General features: G+C 69.1%; 13 protein-coding genes and 1 tRNA gene. 10 read left to right on the plus strand and 4 right to left on the minus strand.

What is annotated here, in order from left to right; genetic code table 11:
* Together ACFOMD_RS13020 and ACFOMD_RS13025 are read right to left on the minus strand one after the other, a co-directional pair.
* A complete protein-coding gene (locus ACFOMD_RS13020) occupies window positions 1-768 on the minus strand; it encodes a YdcF family protein (RefSeq protein WP_380862050.1) in 768 nt (255 codons plus the stop codon).
* Window positions 765-1,760, minus strand: coding sequence for an NAD-dependent epimerase (locus ACFOMD_RS13025; protein ID WP_380862052.1), 996 nt, complete (start codon window positions 1,758-1,760; stop codon window positions 765-767). Before ACFOMD_RS13025 ends, ACFOMD_RS13020 begins: the two co-directional genes overlap by 4 nt.
* A gap of 117 nt (window positions 1,761-1,877) precedes the next feature.
* Here ACFOMD_RS13025 and ACFOMD_RS13030 point away from each other — a divergent pair, with 117 nt between their 5' ends.
* The 10 genes from ACFOMD_RS13030 (at window position 1,878) to apaG (ending at window position 13,181) form a co-directional block, all read left to right on the plus strand.
* Window positions 1,878-2,900, plus strand: coding sequence for a glycosyltransferase family 4 protein (locus ACFOMD_RS13030; RefSeq protein WP_380862054.1), 1,023 nt, complete (start codon window positions 1,878-1,880; stop codon window positions 2,898-2,900).
* Window positions 2,901-2,946: 46 nt separating this feature from the next.
* Window positions 2,947-3,021: transfer RNA gene (locus ACFOMD_RS13035), tRNA-Gln, on the plus strand.
* Between the two features lie 112 nt (window positions 3,022-3,133).
* Window positions 3,134-3,982 carry a MurR/RpiR family transcriptional regulator gene (locus ACFOMD_RS13040; RefSeq protein ID WP_380862056.1) on the plus strand — a complete coding sequence of 283 codons (849 nt, stop codon included), beginning with the start codon at window positions 3,134-3,136 and terminating at the stop codon, window positions 3,980-3,982.
* The gene (locus ACFOMD_RS13045) at window positions 3,979-5,328 is read left to right on the plus strand and encodes an aspartate aminotransferase family protein (RefSeq protein WP_380862058.1); all 1,350 of its coding nucleotides are present in this window, start codon (window positions 3,979-3,981) and stop codon (window positions 5,326-5,328) included. The genes ACFOMD_RS13040 and ACFOMD_RS13045 overlap by 4 nt, the downstream gene beginning before the upstream one ends.
* Window positions 5,319-6,866 (plus strand): M81 family metallopeptidase, encoded by a 1,548-nt coding sequence (locus ACFOMD_RS13050; protein ID WP_380862060.1) that lies wholly within the window; start codon window positions 5,319-5,321, stop codon window positions 6,864-6,866. The genes ACFOMD_RS13045 and ACFOMD_RS13050 overlap by 10 nt, the downstream gene beginning before the upstream one ends.
* Window positions 6,863-8,857, plus strand: a complete 1,995-nt coding sequence (locus ACFOMD_RS13055; RefSeq protein WP_380862062.1) for a S9 family peptidase — start codon at window positions 6,863-6,865, stop codon at window positions 8,855-8,857. Before ACFOMD_RS13050 ends, ACFOMD_RS13055 begins: the two co-directional genes overlap by 4 nt.
* A complete protein-coding gene (locus ACFOMD_RS13060) occupies window positions 8,854-10,077 on the plus strand; it encodes a dicarboxylate/amino acid:cation symporter (protein ID WP_380862064.1) in 1,224 nt (407 codons plus the stop codon). The genes ACFOMD_RS13055 and ACFOMD_RS13060 overlap by 4 nt, the downstream gene beginning before the upstream one ends.
* 1 nt (window position 10,078) lies before the next feature.
* Window positions 10,079-11,518 (plus strand): amidohydrolase, encoded by a 1,440-nt coding sequence (locus tag ACFOMD_RS13065; protein ID WP_380862066.1) that lies wholly within the window; start codon window positions 10,079-10,081, stop codon window positions 11,516-11,518.
* Between the two features lie 50 nt (window positions 11,519-11,568).
* Window positions 11,569-12,777, plus strand: a complete 1,209-nt coding sequence (metZ, locus tag ACFOMD_RS13070) for an O-succinylhomoserine sulfhydrylase (RefSeq protein ID WP_380862068.1) — start codon at window positions 11,569-11,571, stop codon at window positions 12,775-12,777.
* Entirely contained in the window at window positions 12,774-13,181 is a 408-nt protein-coding gene (apaG, locus tag ACFOMD_RS13075; protein ID WP_380862070.1) for a Co2+/Mg2+ efflux protein ApaG, read from the plus strand. The genes metZ and apaG overlap by 4 nt, the downstream gene beginning before the upstream one ends.
* A 29-nt stretch (window positions 13,182-13,210) precedes the next feature.
* On the opposite strand, the gene ACFOMD_RS13080 is transcribed toward apaG, so the two are convergent.
* Both ACFOMD_RS13080 and ACFOMD_RS13085 read right to left on the minus strand, forming a co-directional pair.
* Window positions 13,211-13,627, minus strand: a complete 417-nt coding sequence (locus ACFOMD_RS13080) for a DUF3617 domain-containing protein (protein WP_380862072.1) — start codon at window positions 13,625-13,627, stop codon at window positions 13,211-13,213.
* A 73-nt stretch (window positions 13,628-13,700) separates the two neighbouring features.
* Window positions 13,701-14,612, minus strand: coding sequence for an Hsp33 family molecular chaperone HslO (locus ACFOMD_RS13085; RefSeq protein WP_380862074.1), 912 nt, complete (start codon window positions 14,610-14,612; stop codon window positions 13,701-13,703).
* Window positions 14,613-14,664: the final 52 nt, after the last annotated feature.

Raw genomic sequence — 14,664 nt, forward strand, 5'->3', positions numbered from 1 at the left:
TTAACCGACGGGCAGCAGCGTGCTGGTCCGGCCGCGCACCCGGTAATAGGCGAGGCCGATCCATTCATGGAGCGCAGTGTCGACCTGGCGGAGGTTGCCAATCACCGATCGCGCGCTGCCGGTACCTGATGGCCGGATCGTGTAATCGACGGGATAGGGTGCGGCACGTACGCCATTCGCCTCGAAGCAGGCGACAGCGCGCGGCATGTGCATCGCCGAGGTTACCAGCAGGATTTCCCCGCTGAGCCGCCGCGCGGCGACGCCGGCCGCGTTGGCGCAGGTGTCGAGCGTGTGGTCGATGATGCGGATACGTTTCGCGGCGATGCCGAGGCGGGTCCAGGCGAGGCGCGCCCATTCGACATCGGCACGGCCATGGCGCCGCACGCCGCCGGCGATCCACAGCGTGGCGCGCGGGTGCGCGTGCGCCAGCGCCGCCGCCTCGAGCAGCCGGTCACCGGCACCGCCGACCTCCGGCCGACCGGCGACCGCCGACGCGTCGAGTTCTTCGGATCCGGCCAGCACCACGATATGCGCGGGGTCGGCCATTGCCGCGTCATACGGCGGGAAGTGCGTCTCAAGCGGGCGGGCCAGCCAGTCGCCGGTCGGTACGAGGCCGAAGGCGATGAACAGCGCGAGCGACGCGATCAGCAGTCGCCGCGGCCAGCGGGCGCGGGTGCGCTTCAGGAAACCGGCAAGCAGTGCCAGCAACGCGAGCCACGCCGGCCAGGTGGCGGGCCCGAACAGGCCCCAGATCGCGTAGTTGCTCACACCCCGTTGTAGCGGCGGAACCACTCGACGAAGCGGGGCACGCCCTCGTCGATGCTGGTCGTCGGTGCGAAGCCGAGGTCGCGCTGGATCGCCGAGATATCGGCGAAGCTGTCCTTCACGTCGCCGTCCTGCATCGGCAGATATTCCTTGATCGCCTCGCGCCCGACCGCCGCTTCGATGAGGCCGATCATCCGCATCAGTTCTTCCGAGCGGTGATTGCCGATGTTGTAGAGGCGATGCGGGTTCACCGAGCCGCCGGCCTTCGGCTGACCGTCGTCCGCCGGCGGATTGTCGAGCGAGGCGACGATGCCGGTGACGATATCGTCGATATAGGTGAAGTCGCGGCGCATGTTGCCGCCGTTGAAGATCTTGATCGGCCGGCCCTGCAGAATGGCGTCGGTGAACAGCCACATCGCCATGTCGGGACGACCCCAGGGGCCATAGACGGTGAAGAAGCGCAGCCCGGTCTGCGGCAGCCGGTAGAGATGGCTGTAGGTCTCGCTCATCAGCTCGTCGGCCTTCTTGGTCGCGGCATAGAGCGAGATCGGGTGATCGACCCGGTCCTCGACGGCGAAGGGAAGCTTGGTGTTGCTACCGTAGACCGAGGACGACGATGCGTAGACGAGATGTCGCACGCCGTTGTGGCGGGCGTATTCCATCAGGTTCAGGTGCCCGACGAGGTTCGACTGAACATAGGCGTGCGGGTTGGTGATCGAATAGCGGACACCGGCCTGCGCGCCGAGATGGACGATCCGGTCGATGCCGAGGCCCTGCAGCGCGGCGTTGACCGCGGCCATGTCGGCGAAGTCGCACTGCACGAAGCGAAAGGCGTTGTGGTGTCGCTCCAGTTCGGCGACGCGCGCCTGCTTCAGGCCGACATCATAATAGTCGTTCAGGCTGTCGAGGCCGATCACTTCGTCGCCCCGCGCGAGCAGGCGCTGAGCGACGTGGAAGCCGATGAATCCCGCCGCACCCGTTACCAGCACCGTCATCGGTCAACCCCTTGCGTCCGCATCGCTCCTCGGGCATCGCCGGGAGACTTGAAGGCGGCTTAGAATATCCGCCGCGTTGCCGCAATCGAGGCTGTCCGGGGTGAAGCGTTGAGCAATATGGCATGGATCGCTCTGGCCGCCGCGTTGGCGCTGGTCATCAGCGGGCTGGTCGGCGCCAACGCGATGCGCCTCGGCAAGGCGATTGGCGTTCTCGACTTCCCCGATACGGCGGGCGGCCGAAAGCAGCATGCGAAGATCACGCCGCTGGTCGGCGGGCTTGGAATCGTATTGTCGGTCGTCGCGGTGGTACTGGCGGTGCTGGCCGATCCGACGACGGTGGCGGCGGTGCGCATCCATCTTGCCTGGTTCGCCTTCGCGGTCGCCAGCATGTTCCTGATCGGCCTTGCCGACGACCGCTTCGCGCTGGGGCCGAAGATCCGCCTGGCGCTCGCGTTTATCGTGCTGCTGCTTGTCGTGCTCTATGCACCCGACTTTGGGCTGCCGTTCCTGCGCTTCTCGATCTCCGACCGCACCTGGTTCCTCGACGATGCGGGGCAGGGGTTCGCGCTCCTCTGCCTCGTCGGGCTGCTCAACGCGGTCAATATGGCGGACGGCAAGAACGGCCTCGTCACCGGCATCTGCCTGGTCTGGAGCCTCACCCTGCTGCCGCACTGCCCCGGGCCGCTGCTCCCGGTGCTGGCGGCGACGACCGTCGCGCTGGCCGTGACGATGGCCTTCAATCTGAAGGGCAAGCTGTTTCTCGGCGACGGCGGCAGCTACGCGCTCTCGGGCGTCTTCGGCCTGTTCGCCATCTATACCTACAATCACGAGTTCGCGGCGATCCGCGCCGACCATATCGCGGTGCTGTTCGCGATCCCGGTTTTCGACACCATCCGGCTGATGTCGGTGCGTATTCGCCGCGGTGTATCGCCGTTCCTGGGCGATCGTGATCACCTGCATCATCATCTGGCGCTGCGCTGGGGCTGGCCGCGCCGCGGGCTGTTCATTTACCTTGCGATGGTCGCCGGGCCGAACGCGCTGACCTTGCTCTGGCCGCAGCTGAGCCTCGCCTGGCTGGCGCTGGCGCTGGCCGCCTACACGGTGGTGATCTCGCACGCGGCGCGCACGACGCGCGCTTAAGGGGTTTTCAGCACCCGGAGGCGCCGATATATCGCCTCCACCCTGTTGGGGCGTAGCCAAGTGGTAAGGCAGCGGTTTTTGGTACCGCCATTCCCTGGTTCGAATCCAGGCGCCCCAGCCAATCCGCGAAAACCTGAACCTCGCCACCGATTTTCGTCGCGCCTGCGGATGAAACAGATGTTGCGTATCTGCGATTCGCTCTGCGACATTCGTTTCATCGGGCGAGGGGAGCGATGGCGTCATCTTTGGCGAGACGGCTGGTTCGGGCAGCGGCAACGCTGCCGCCGCAGTTGTCGGCGGCCGCCCGCTATGTCGCCGACCACCCCTTCGACGCCGCCAGCCTGCCGATGCGGGCGCTGGCGCGGGGCAGCGCGCAGTCTCCGACCACCTATACGCGGCTGGCCCGATCGTTGGGCTTCGGCGGCTGGGACGAACTGCGCGCGGCGCTGCTCGCCGAGGCGCGCGAGGATCTGGATGCGGCGCGGGCCGCTCCCTTCTCCAGCCGGCCGGCGCCCGATGCGGGGGTGGCGGCGCGGATGCTCGCCGCCGACCAGCAGGCGATCGGCGCGATCGACACCGTCTCGCTGGAAGCCGCGGCGGACGTGCTGGAGGCGGGGGCGCGGGTGTTCGTCGCCGGCTTCCGTTCCTGCGCCGCGCCGGCCGCGCATTTCCATTATCTCTACCGGCTGTTCCGACCCGAGGTGGCGCTGATCGGCACCACCGGCGCGCTCGACCTCGATCTCGGCGGGCTGCGGCGCGGCGATGCGCTGCTGCTGTTCGGCTTCGCGCCTTATTCGCGTGACGGACTGATGACCGCGCAGGCGGCGCTGGCGGCGGGGGCGCGGCTGGTGGTGGTGGCCGACGACGCGTCCGCGCCGCCGACGAAGGGCGCCGACGCGGTGCTGACCTATGATGCCGGCTCGCCAGGCTTTTTCCCCTCGCTGACCGCCTGCACCGCGCTGCTGCAGGCGCTGGCCGAGACGCTGTATCTTCGGGCTGGCGCCGAAGGGCGGGCACAGTTGCAGGCCTCCGAGGCGCGTATCGCGGCGCACACCGCCTATGTCTCGGCGGGGCGGCTATGACCTTGCTGCTGCACCGCGACCTGCGCCGCCCGCCGGCGCGCGCGCTGAGCGCCAGCGGTGTCCGCATCCGCACCAGCGCAGGACGCGAGGTGATCGATGCGTCGGGCGGCGCCGCCGTCTCCTGCCTCGGCCACGCGCATCCGGCGGTGATCGAGGCGATCCGCCGCCAAGCGGAGACGCTGGCCTATGCGCACAGCGGCTTCTTCACCACCGAGCCCGCCGAACGGCTCGCGGAGGCGCTGGTCGGCGACGTGCCGGGCGGGCTGACGCGGGCGCTGTTCGTCAGCGGCGGGTCGGAGGCCATGGAGGCGGCGGTGAAGCTCGCGCGCCAATATTTCCTCGAAGTGGGCGAGCCGCAGCGGCGCCGCTTCGTCGCGCGGCGGCAGAGCTATCATGGCAATACGCTCGGCGCGCTGGCGCTGTCGGGCAATCTGCCGCGCCGTGAGCCCTATGCGCCGTTGCTCGGCACCGCCTTCAGCCATGTCTCGCCGGCGTTTGCCTATCGTTATCGCGCGGCGACCGAGAGCGATGCCGACTATGTCGAGCGGCTGCGCGCCGAACTGGTGGCCGAGTTCGAGCGGCTGGGCGGCGACACCGTCGCGGCCTTCGTCGCCGAGACGGTGGGTGGAGCCACGTCGGGGGCGGTGACCGCGCCCCCCGGCTATTTCCGCATGGTGCGTGAGGTGTGCGACCGCTACGGCGCGCTGCTCATTCTCGACGAGGTGATGTGCGGCTTGGGGCGAACGGGTACCCGCCACGCCTGGATGGCGGAAGGCGTTGCGCCTGACCTGCAAATTGTCGCGAAGGGCCTGGGCGGCGGCTACCAGCCGATCGGCGCGCTGCTGGTTGGCGCGGGCATCGTGGACGCGATCGAGGCGGGCTCGGGCACGCTGATGCACGGCCACACCTATATGGCGCATCCGATTGCCTGTGCCGCCGCGCTCGCGGTGCAGCGGGTGATCGTCGAACAGGAACTGGTCGGCGAGGTGCAGCGGCTCGGGCGGCGGCTCGAGGCGCGGCTGCACCAGCGGCTGGGGCAGCATGCGCATGTCGGCGACATCCGCGGGCGCGGGCTGCTGATGGCGGTCGAGCTGGTTGCCGATCGCGAGACGGAGGCGCCGTTTGCGCCGCAAGCGGGCGTGGCGGCGAGCATCAAGGCGGCGGCGCTCGACCGCGGGCTTGCCTGCTATCCAGGCAACGGCACCATCGACGGCATCAGCGGCGACCATGTGCTGCTGGCGCCGCCCTTCGTCAGCAGCGCCGCCGACATCGACCTGATCGTCGAGCGGCTGGCCGATGCGATCGACGCGGTCTGCGCGCGGGCGAAAGGGCAGCCATGCGGATGACGCGGCGGGAAATTCTCCTCAGCGGCGCGGCGCTCGCTACCATCGCCGCCGCGCCGAAGCGGCCGCGGCTGGCGGTCGCGATGCTTTCGCACGAAGGCAACAGCTTTGCGCCGGTGACGATCGGCTTTGACGAATTCCGCAGCAGCGTCTGGGCGAAGGGCGACGAGGCGCAGCGCTTTACGGGCAGCGCCACCGAACTGGGCGGGGTGCTGGCCTTTGCTGCCGCGAACCCCGGCTGGCAGGTCGATTTCCTGCGGCTGGCGCAGGCGACGCCCTCGGGGCCGGTGCGCGCCGATGTGTATGACGCGATCGTTGCCGAGGTGGTCGCCGACCTGAAGGCGGACGGGTCCTACGACGCAGTGCTGCTGATCCTGCACGGCGCGCTGCTGGTCGAGGGGCGCGACCTCGCCGACCTCGCTTTCGTGCAGGCGGTGCGCGACGCAGTGGGGCCGGGGGTGGCGCTGGGGGCGAGCTTCGACCTCCATGCCAACATCGACCCGCGGCTGGTGGCGCTGCTCGACGGCGGGAGCGGCTATAAGACCCACCCGCATGTCGATCAGGCCGAGGCGGCGCAGCGGGCGCTCACCATGCTCAAGGGCAAGGTCGAGGGGCGGCTGAACCCTGCGGGCGCGCTGGTGAAGGCGAAGGCGATCCTGCCGTCGATCAACATGCGCACCGCCGATGGGCCGATGGCCGAGCTGGAGACGGTCGCCGCCGCGATGATCGGCGGCAAGGTGCTCGACGCGGTGCCGTTCGGCGGCTTCTCCTATGGCGACAGCGTCGCCGCCGGCGCGTCGGCGCTGGTGTTCACCGATGGCGACCGGACGCTGGCGCAGGCGACGGCGACCCGGCTCGCCGGTGAGATCGACGCTCGCACCGACCGCTTTTTCATGGCGTTGCCGAAGCCGGCCGAGGCGATCAGGAAGGCGCTGGCCGGGCCGAAGCCGGTGGCGATCGTCGATGCGGGCGACAATCCGCTGTCGGGCGGCGTCGCCGACACGCCCGAGCTGCTGCGCGCGCTGATCGCTGCGAAGCTAACGGTCCCGACATTGTTCGCCTTTTTCTGGGACCCGACGGTGGTCGAGGCCGCCCGCGCCGTGGGTATCGGTGGGATGGTCGAGGGCACGCTCGGCGGGCGGCTGACGCCTGACTTCGGCGCGCCGGTGCCGTTCAGGGCGAAGGTGCTGAAGCTGACCGAGGGCAAGTTCGACGCGCAGCCACCCTTCATCATCGGCACGAAGCTCGATTTCGGGCGCACCGCGCTGCTGCGGATCGAGCGGACCCAGATCGATGTGATCGTCACGAGCATCTGCGCCTCGCCGCACGATCCGGGGCTGCTGACCCTGCACGGGCTGAAGATCGGTGACCATGCGCTGCTCGCCATCAAGGCGAAGAACCATTTCCGCGCCGCCTACGGCCCGCATCTGGCCGCCATCATCGACACCGACGCGCCGGGACCGGCGGCGCTCGACATCGCCAGCTTTCCGTTCCGCAAGGCGCCGAAGACGCTGATCCCGCTCAACCGGAGGCCCGGATGATCCGCGCGCTGCTGCTGATGTTCGCCCTGATCGCGGCGCCCGTAAGCGCTCGACCGTTCACGGCGAAAGATCTGGCGACGATGGAGCGGGTGGGCGACCCGCAGCTGTCGCCCGACGGCCGCTGGCTCGCCTACACGCTGCGGACGGTCGACTATGACGCCGGCGCAGCAAGGCAGGCCGTGTGGGCGCTCGATCTCACCAAGCGTGACGCCAAGGCGGTGCGGGTCACCGAGCCGGCGGCGGGGCCTCCGCGTCCACGCTGGGGTGAGGGCGGGGAGCTGTACTTCCTGCGCGTCGACGGCGAGGGGGTTCGGCAGCTCTGGCGGACCAGCGTTGGCGGGGGGACGAAGCAGCTTACGCGCGCGCCGGTCGATGTCGGCGCCTATCGCGTGCTGCCGGGCGGCAGGACGGCGATCGCGATCATCCGCAGCTTTACCGATTGCGAGACGCTGGCCTGCACCGCCGAGCGGCTCGCGGAGCGCAAGCGGACGCGCAAGGCGTCGCAGCTTTACGACGACCTGAGCGTCCGTTTCTACGACAGCTATGGTGACGGGCGGCGCGGCACCTTGGTGCGGCTCGATCTCGACGGCGGGGCGGCGGTGCCGCTGGCGCGCGGCTTCGATGTCGAGGACGACTATGACTTCGACGTCACGCCCGACGGGCGGACGATCATCTTCTCGGCGCTGGCATCCGGCGTGTCGCCGACGATCAGCGCGCACAACCATCTGTATCGGGTGGCTGTCGATGGGAGCGCGGCGCCGACACGATTGTTGCCCGAGCAGGGCGGGTCGGCGTTCCGGCCGGCGATCTCGGGCGGCAAGCTCGCCTATCTGCATCGTGGCGGCAACGGCTCGGACGGCGAGCGGAGCCGGTTGTTCGTCGCTGTGCTCGACGGCAGCGGGGCGAAGGAACTGGGCGCGGCGCTCGACCGCTGGCCGATGGAGATTGCGTGGAGTGGCGATGGCAAGCGGCTCTATGGCGCTGTCGACGATGACGGGCAGGGGCGGATTTTCGCCTACGACTTGTCGGGCAAGGTGACGCCGCTGACCGGGGAGGGCGTGGCGTCGTCGATCGCGGTGGGTGGACCAGCATTGGCTTGGCTTTCCAGTCGCTTCGATTCACCGGCTCAGGTGATGGTTGAGCGAGATCGCGCGACCCGTCAGGTCACGCAGGCCGCCGCCGCGCAGCTTGCCGACGTGTCGATGGCGAAGACCGAGAGTGTCAGCTTTCCAGGGTGGAACGACGAGCCGGTGCAGGCCTTCGTCACTCGCCCGCCGGTGGTGCCGGGGCGCAAGGTGCCGGTGATCTTCCTGATCCACGGCGGGCCGCACAGCGCCTACAGCAACGAATGGTCCTACCTGCGCAATCCGCAGATCTGGGCGTCGCGCGGCTATGCGACGGTGATGGTCAATTTCCACGGCTCGGTCGGCTGGGGGCAGGATTTCGCGAAATCGATCGTCCGTCATCGTGGCGACCGGCCGCTGGAAGACTTCAAGCGCGTCTGGCCGGCAATCCTCGCGCGCTTCCCCGATCTCGACGGCAACCGTGCCTGCGCGATGGGCAGCTCGTTCGGCGGCTATATGGTGAAGTGGATGGCGGGCGTCTGGAACGAGCCGTGGCGCTGCTTCGTGGCGCATGCCGGCGCCTTCGACACGCGCGGCCTCTCCTATTCGAACGACATTTTCTACCACAACGACCAGACGATCAGCGGCGGCCAGGCGCCGTGGGCGGCGGTCGAGGACGTCGAGCGCTTCAACCCGGTCGCGCAGGTCGACAAATGGTCAAAGCCCATCCTGATCACCCACGGCGCACGCGACTATCGTGTGCCGTTCGACCAGGGCCTGTCCGCCTTCGCCGCCGCGCAGCGCCGCGGCGTGCCGAGTCAGTTGCTGCATTTCCCGAACGAGCATCATCTGATCCTCGGGCCGCAGGCGACGGTCGAATGGTATGCGGCGGTCAACGCCTGGCTCGACCGCTGGACCGCGCCATGAGCCGCTGGTTCGCGACGCCGCTGTGGCAGCGCATCCTGCTCGCGATCCTGCTCGGCGCGGCGGCAGGCTGGGCGCTCGGCGAGCGGGCCGAGCATATCCGCTGGATCGGCGACCTGTTCATCCGCCTCATCCGCATGCTGGTGGTGCCGCTGGTGCTGGCGATGATCGTCACCGGCGTCGCGGCATTGGGCGATCCCAAGCGCCTCGGCACGATGGGGGGACGCACCATCGGCCTTCTCATCGCGATGACCGCGCTGGCGGTGTGCGTCGGGCTGGCGCTCGGAACGTGGCTGCAGCCGGGGGCGGGGGTGCAGCTGACCGCGACGGTCGCCGCCGAAGGCGCGCCGCCGCGTTCGATCGGCGATCAGTTGCTGGCGATCGTCCCGGTCAACCCGTTCGCGGCGATCGCCAGCGGCGAGATGCTGGCGATCATCTTCTTCGCCATGTCCTTGGGCCTCGGCGCGCTGCTGGTCGGGGCGAAGGCAAAGCCGCTGGTGACCTTCGCGGAAGGAGCGGCGGCGGTGATGCTGCGGCTGGTGGCGCTGTTCATGGAGCTGGCGCCGCTCGGCGTGTTCGCGCTGATCGCGGCCACCGTCGGCAATCACGGGCTGGCAGTGTTCGCCACGCTGTTCTGGCTGGCGGCGGCCCTCATCCTCGGCACTTTGTTCCAGATCTTCGTGGTGCAGGCGGCGCTGGTCGGCCTCGTCGCCCGCTACCCGCTCGGCCGCTATTTCAAGGGTATCGTCGAGGCGGTGCTGATGGCCTTCTCGACCACCTCGAGCGCCGCCACCCTGCCGACCTCGATGAAGGTCGCCGAGGAGAAGCTGCGCCTCGGCAAGCCGATCGCCTCGGCGGCAATTCCCTTGGGCGTCGGCCTCGCGCGGGACGGCACCGCCGTCTACGTCGGGCTGCTCAGCATGTTTGCGGCGCAAATCTACGGCGTGGCGCTGGCGCCGTCCGATTATGCCGTGCTGGTGCTGGCGGCGACCCTGCTGGCGCTCGGCGCGGCGGGCGTGCCGTCGGCGGCGCTGTTCATGCTGACCGGCGTGATGTCGATGATCGGCGTCGACGACCTGCGCACCGCCGCCATCGTCGCCTTCATCCTGCCGTTCGACCGGCTGCTCGACATGGTCCGCACCGTCCCCAACGTCACCGCCAACCTTGCTGTCGCCACCGCCGTCTCGCGCTGGGAAGGCGAGCTCGAATCGGAGAAACCGTGAAATGCGTAAGCTGCTGATCGCCGCGCTGCTGAGCAGCCCCGTCGCCGTCCATGCCGTGCCGCTCGGTGAGGCGGGCAGCGCGCAGATCATCGCTGCCGTCGACCAGCGCGCGCCGGCGATCCAGTCGGCGGCGCTCGACATCTGGCGGTTCGCCGAGGTGGGCTATCAGGAATCGAAGAGCAGCGCGTTGCTCCAGAAGCAGCTGAAGGATGCCGGCTTCGAGGTGAAGGCGAATGTCGCTGGCATGCCGACCGCCTTCGTGGCGACGTTCAGCAACGGCAAAGGGCCGGTGGTCGGCATGCTCGCCGAGTTCGATGCGCTGCCGGGCCTGTCGCAGGCCGCCGAACCCGGCCGCAAGCCGGTGACGGCGGGCGGCGCGGGGCATGGCTGCGGCCATAATCTGTTCGGCGCGGCATCGGTGGGGGCGGCCATCGCGATCAAGTCGTGGATGCAGGCCAACAAGGTCGCGGGCGAGCTTCGCCTCTACGGCACCCCGGCGGAGGAGGGCGGTGGCGCCAAGGTCTATATGTCGCGCGCCGGGCTGTTCGACGATGTCGGCGCGGTGATCCACTGGCATCCCGACGATACCAACAGCGCCGCGCAGGATTTCGCGATGGCGAACATCAGCGGCAAGTTCCGTTTCCGCGGCGTCGCGGCGCATGCGGCGGGATCGCCCGACAAGGGCCGCTCGGCGCTCGATGCGCTGGAGATCATGGACGTCGCCGTCCAGTTCATGCGCGAGCACATCCCCGACGGGGTGCGCATCCACAACATCGTCACCAACGGCGGCTCGGCGCCCAACGTCGTCCCCGACTTCGCCGAATCCTATTACTACGTCCGCCACAAGGACCCCGAGGTGGTGCGCGAGGTGTTGGCGCGCGTGCGCAAGGTCGCCGACGGCATCGCCATCGCCACCGAGACGCAGGTCGAGTTCGAGCTGATGAACGGCGTGTTCGCGCTGCTGCCCAACGACACGCTGGGCCGGCTGATGGACACCAACCTGCGCAAGGCCGGCACGCCGGCATGGACCGCGCAGGAGACGGCGTTCGCGCGCGAACTGTCGAAGACATTGGGCGACGGCGCCAAGCCGCTGGAGAACGCCTCCAAGATTCCCGCCTATAGCTCGGGCGGCCCCGGCGGCGGCTCGACCGATGTCGGCGACGTCAGCTGGGTGGTGCCGACCGTCGGTCTCAACGTCGCCACCTATGTACCTGGAACACCGGCCCATTCATGGCAAGCGGTGGCCGCCGCTGGCACGGGCATCGGCACCAAGGGTGCGGTGGTTGCCGCCAAGGCGATGGCGCTGACCGGCGCGGAATTGTTCAGCAATCCCGAGATCATCGCCGCCGCCCGTGCCGAGTTCGACGAGCGGCGCGGCAAGGGCTTCAAGTACAAGCCGCTGATCGGCGACCGCTCGCCGCCGCTCGACTATCGGAAGTGAAAGCTGCGCTTCGTTGACCTCGGCCCGTCGCCACGGCAGGAGGGGCGCCTATGAAGCGCAGCACCGGACAAGACCGATCGATCACCCGCCACTGGCGGCCCGCCACGCAGGCGGTGCGCGGCGGCACCGCGCGGTCGGACTTCGGCGAGACCTCCGAAGCGATCTTCCTAACCTCGGGCTATTGCTACGACGAGGCGGAGGAAGCCGCGGCGCGGTTCCGCGGCGAGCGGCCGGGCATGACCTATTCGCGGCTGCAGAACCCGACGGTGCAGATGCTCGAGGAGCGGCTGTGCCTCTTGGAAGGCGCCGAGGCATGCCGCGCGCAGGCGACGGGCATGGCGGCGATGACGGCGGCGCTGATGTCGACCCTGTCGGCGGGCGACCATCTGGTGGCGGGCCGGGCGGCGTTCGGATCGTGCCGGGTGCTGGTCGACTCCATTCTGCCACGCTTCGGGGTCGAGACCACCGTCGTCGACGGCGGCGACCTCGATGCCTGGGCGAAGGCGCGCAAGCCCAATACCAAGGCGTTTTTCTTCGAGACGCCGGCCAACCCGACGCTCGATATCATCGACATGCAGGCGGTGTGCGACCTGGCGCACGACGCGGGCGCACTTGCCATCGTCGACAATGCCTTCGCCTCGCCGGTGCTGCAGCGGCCGCTGGAATTCGGCGCCGATGTCGTCGCTTACTCGGCGACCAAGCTGATGGACGGGCAGGGGCGCGTGCTCGCCGGTGCCGTGCTCGGCAGCGAGCAGTGGATGAACGACACGCTGCTGGCGTTCACGCGCCATACCGGGCCGAACCTGTCGCCGTTCAACGCCTGGGTGGTGCTGAAGAGCCTCGAGACGCTCGACCTGCGCGTCCGCCGGCAGAATGACAATGCGACCGAAGTGGCGCGCTTCCTCGAAACGCGGCTGCCGCGCCTGCTCTATCCGGGGCTGGAGAGCCACCCGCAGCACGCGCTGGCGATGAAGCAGATGACCGGCGGCGGCACCATTCTCGCGCTGTTCGTCGATGGCGGGCGTCCACAGGCGCATGCCCTGCTCGACGCGCTGCAGCTCATCGACATCTCGAACAATGTCGGCGACTCCCGTTCGCTGATGACGCATCCGGCCTCGACGACGCATGCCAGCGTCACCGCCGAGGCGCGCGAGGAGATGGGGATTACCGAGGGGATGCTGCGGCTGTCGGTCGGCCTCGAAGACCCCGCCGACCTGATCGACGATCTTGACCAGGCGCTGCGCGCGGTCGGCCTGTGAAAGTGCTGTTTCCCTATGCGGCGACGACGCGCGGCGTGACCGTGCGCGTGGCGCCGTCCTACCTGCCCGACCAGTCGGACCCGATGGCCGGGCGCTGGGTCTGGGCCTACCATATCCGGCTGGAGAATGGCGCCGACGGCACGGTGCAGCTGATCAGCCGCCACTGGATCATCACCGACGGGCGCGGGCAGGTCGAGGAAGTGCAGGGGCCGGGCGTGATCGGCGAGCAGCCGATCATCGAGCCGGGGCGGTCCTACGACTATGTCTCGGGATGCCCGCTGACGACGCCGTCCGGCATCATGCGCGGCAGCTATCAGATGATCGACGCCGACGGGAACGGCTTCGATATCGCCATTCCCGCCTTTTCGCTGGACGGCCCGCGCGGTATGGACCGCCTTAACTAACTTCTAGTTAGCTCGCGCAGGCGTAGCTTTCAGCTGGCGCAGGCGCCCGTGCGCTCGTAGCGGCTGCGCATCTCGTAGGGCTCGCGGCCGTCGATACCCTGCGCGAACACCAGATAGCCGGTGCCCTCGCGGCGGATCGTGGTGCGGCCGTTGCCCTTGCCCTTGCAGGAATAGGTCACCGTCGCGCGATCGTCGCCGTCTTCGACCACCGTGTAGCCGCAGTCGGCGCCACCGGCGCTGCTGTTGCCGGCGTGGATCAGCGCCTCGGGGCTGGCGAAGCACTGCGCCGCACCGTTCGGGTCGCGCGCCTGCGCATCCGAGTCGAGCGGGGTCATCTTCCACTGGCCGGCCTCGAAGCCGCTGCCGAACAGCTTCAGCGAGGGCGCCGGCGCTGCGGCGGCCAGCAGGCCGAGCGGGATCAGGGTCAGAAGAAGCTTGCGTCGCACGGTCAATACTCCGAGCCGAAAAGGGGGCGACCCTTCATATAGGGGTCAATCATGCCAAAAACGCGGCAGTCGCTCAAACGTCGATCGCAAAGATGGTCGCGCAGAAGGCGCAGTCGACCTTCACCTTGCCGTCCGCCTCGCGCATGTCGGCCAGCTCTTCCTCGGAAAAGCGCGACAGCACGCCCTTGATATAGTCGGCCGAGCAGCGGCAGCCGTTGCCCAGGGCGACGGGCGGCGTGACGCGCGTCTCCTCTTCGTGGAACAGCCGCCACAGCAGCGCGTCGAGCGGCAGCGCCTCGTCGACGAGCTCGCCTTCGCTGGTCGAGCCGGCGAGCGCCGCGACATGCTCCCAATCGGGGTGCATGCGCTCGACGTGCAGGCGCGCGCGGCCGACCTCGCCCGCGGGGAGGTGCTGGACGAGCAGCCCGCCGGCGCGCCAGCGGCCCTCAGGAACGCGCGCGACGCCGACGCGCAGCAGGGTCGGAATCTGCTCCGAGCTGTCGAAGTAGTTCTCGACGGCATGGCTCAAGGTGTCGCCCTCCAGCGGCACGATGCCCTGGTAGCGTTCCTGGGTGACGGTCTGGTCGAGCGTGATCGCCAGATAGCCCTCGCCGAAGATCGTCGGCAGGCTGGCCTGCGGGCCGACCTCGTCAATGCGCGACGGGTCGAAGCGCAGATAGCCGCGCAGCTCGCCGCCGCGATAGTCGCAGACCAGCAGGTCGACCGGGCCGCCCTTTGACTGGGCCTGCATCGTCATCTGACCCTCGTCGGCGCGCAGGGTCGAGCCGACCAGCGCGGTCAGCACCAGCGCCTCGGCCAGCAGCCGGCCAAGCGGTTCGGGGTAGGCGTGCGCCTTCAGGATCTTGTCGAGCGTGGCGCCGAGGCGCACGAGGCGACCGCGCGCGTTCCGCCCGGGCACGGTGAAGCCCAGGACGCTGTCGGTGGCGGGCGCGGGAGCGTCCGCCGGCTGGCGGTCGGTCTGCATGGTCAGAAACTCTCGATGGGGAGGGGGCGCGAAAAGCCGGCCCCCGGTTCAT

The organism is Sphingoaurantiacus capsulatus, assembly GCF_042648405.1.
Taxonomy (GTDB): Bacteria; Pseudomonadota; Alphaproteobacteria; order Sphingomonadales; family Sphingomonadaceae; genus Sphingoaurantiacus; species Sphingoaurantiacus capsulatus.

Coding starts and splice junctions, on each gene's coding strand:
- ACFOMD_RS13025 (WP_380862052.1), bottom strand. CDS start 1,760: ATGACGGTGCTGGTAACGGGTGCGGCGGGATTCATCGGCTTCCACGTC.
- ACFOMD_RS13030 (WP_380862054.1), top strand. CDS start 1,878: ATGGCATGGATCGCTCTGGCCGCCGCGTTGGCGCTGGTCATCAGCGGG.
- ACFOMD_RS13040 (WP_380862056.1), top strand. CDS start 3,134: ATGGCGTCATCTTTGGCGAGACGGCTGGTTCGGGCAGCGGCAACGCTG.
- ACFOMD_RS13045 (WP_380862058.1), top strand. CDS start 3,979: ATGACCTTGCTGCTGCACCGCGACCTGCGCCGCCCGCCGGCGCGCGCG.
- ACFOMD_RS13050 (WP_380862060.1), top strand. CDS start 5,319: ATGCGGATGACGCGGCGGGAAATTCTCCTCAGCGGCGCGGCGCTCGCT.
- ACFOMD_RS13055 (WP_380862062.1), top strand. CDS start 6,863: ATGATCCGCGCGCTGCTGCTGATGTTCGCCCTGATCGCGGCGCCCGTA.
- ACFOMD_RS13060 (WP_380862064.1), top strand. CDS start 8,854: ATGAGCCGCTGGTTCGCGACGCCGCTGTGGCAGCGCATCCTGCTCGCG.
- ACFOMD_RS13065 (WP_380862066.1), top strand. CDS start 10,079: ATGCGTAAGCTGCTGATCGCCGCGCTGCTGAGCAGCCCCGTCGCCGTC.
- metZ (WP_380862068.1), top strand. CDS start 11,569: ATGAAGCGCAGCACCGGACAAGACCGATCGATCACCCGCCACTGGCGG.
- ACFOMD_RS13085 (WP_380862074.1), bottom strand. CDS start 14,612: ATGCAGACCGACCGCCAGCCGGCGGACGCTCCCGCGCCCGCCACCGAC.